3 protein-coding genes are annotated in these 1,426 nt (G+C 59.2%); all 3 read right to left on the bottom strand.

The genetic code is table 11. From position 1 onward, the window contains the following. Positions 1 to 180 precede the first annotated feature (180 nt). Complete coding sequence (gene ccoM / locus A3730_RS32910; protein ID WP_255363141.1) at positions 181 to 309, bottom strand: cytochrome c oxidase subunit CcoM; 129 nt, start codon at positions 307 to 309, stop codon at positions 181 to 183. 102 nt (positions 310 to 411) lie between these two features. Continuing rightward, positions 412 to 957 carry an aldehyde dehydrogenase family protein gene (locus A3730_RS32905; protein WP_255364178.1) on the bottom strand — a complete coding sequence of 182 codons (546 nt, stop codon included), beginning with the start codon at positions 955 to 957 and terminating at the stop codon, positions 412 to 414. Further along, on the bottom strand, positions 867 to 1,426 hold a 560-nt coding region (locus tag A3730_RS32900), incomplete at its 5' end, for an aldehyde dehydrogenase family protein (RefSeq protein WP_255364176.1). The genes A3730_RS32905 and A3730_RS32900, both read right to left, overlap by 91 nt.

The raw sequence follows: 1,426 nt of genomic DNA, 5'->3' as shown, positions 1-1,426 counted from the left end.
GGCGGCCCCGGAAAAAGGGGAGCTGGAAGTCATCTGCCAGGGTGGCAATCGTCGACAGGAACCCTCGGCAAGTACACCGGAGCAGTTGCGCGAGCGCTGCCTGCAATCGCCAGACTATCCCTGCTGAGTCCCTGCCGAGCGCTACAAAGCGAAAGCGTATGACGAGCAGGGTGCCTGGCGTCAGTCTTTCCCGTTCTGTGTGTCGTCGTCGCCGGAATCCAGCCAGATAAACAGGGCAAAACTGCCCGCAAAGACCAGAATGCCGGCAATCACGGCGATTCCTGCCAGAACCACGCTGTCCATATACATAAAAAATCCTCCCGGAGCCTGTCTCGGTAGCATGACAGGTTCCGGGAGGATAGTGATGATGCAGGTCAACATTTGCCACCGGAAGCCGGTAGCGACACAGACCTAGTCGCCGGTTTTCCAGCCGGTGAACATTTTCTTCACCAGGAAGGGCGTGAGCTTCAATGAGGCGCCGAGCCACTGGCCAACGCTGGACGGGAAAACGAACAGCAGGGCGTTCTTGATGCCGTTGTAGGTGGCTTGATCAAACGGGTACCAGAAAATATTGCGTTTGGACGGCAGAATATCCCAGTTCACCACTTTCGCCTGCGTCATTTCTTCCAGCCCTTCCGGGCCATGGGTGCGGCCAATGCCGGATTCCTTCCCGCCACCCCAGGGGGTTTCGGACAGGCCGTGGCTGTAAAGATGATCGTTTACGGTGGTAACCCCGGATTGCAACCGGGCGGCAATGGCTCGGCCGCGTTTGTTGTCTTTGGTCCACACCGAGGAGGTCAGCGCCAGATGCGAATCGTTGGCTTTGCGAATGGCCTCTTCTTCATTGGCCACACGTTGTACTGCGATCAACGGGCCAAAGGTTTCATCGCACATGGTAAGCATGTCGTCGGTGACCTGGGTGAGCAGGGTGGCGGGGAAGAAGAAGCCGTTTTCCACATTGCCCACCGGGCGTGACTGGGCTCGATGCGGGCGCCTTTGGCCAACGCATCTTCCACGTGTTGCTGCACGGTGCGCAGCTGACCGGCCGTGGTCAGGCTGCCGATATCCACATCAAAACTGTTGCAGCCGATGCCGTGGCGCAGTTGGCGAGTCTTCTTGGCCAGCAAGTCCACGAATTGGTCGTACACCGCATCCACCACATAGACGCGTTCCACGCCGCCACAGCTTTGCCCAGCATTCTGGTAGCCGGCCCAGGCGGCGCCGTTGGTGGCACGCTCCAGATCCGCGTCTTCCAGCACCAGCATGGGGTCATTGCCGCCCAGCTCCAGGGAAACCGGTGTCAGCGTTTGCGCGGCCTGGGCCATCAACGTTTTGCCCGCAGGTACCGAGCCGGTGAAGAACAGCTTGTCGATGCCGTTATCGAAAAAACCGGTGGCCACTTTGGAACCAGAGCCGACGATGTGTT

The organism is Alcanivorax sp. HI0044 (assembly GCF_001634945.1).
The sequence above is the reverse complement of the archived record's forward strand: the minus strand, read 5'-3'. Positions and strand labels throughout refer to the sequence as shown.

Coding starts and splice junctions, on each gene's coding strand:
- ccoM (WP_255363141.1), bottom strand. CDS start 309: ATGTATATGGACAGCGTGGTTCTGGCAGGAATCGCCGTGATTGCCGGC.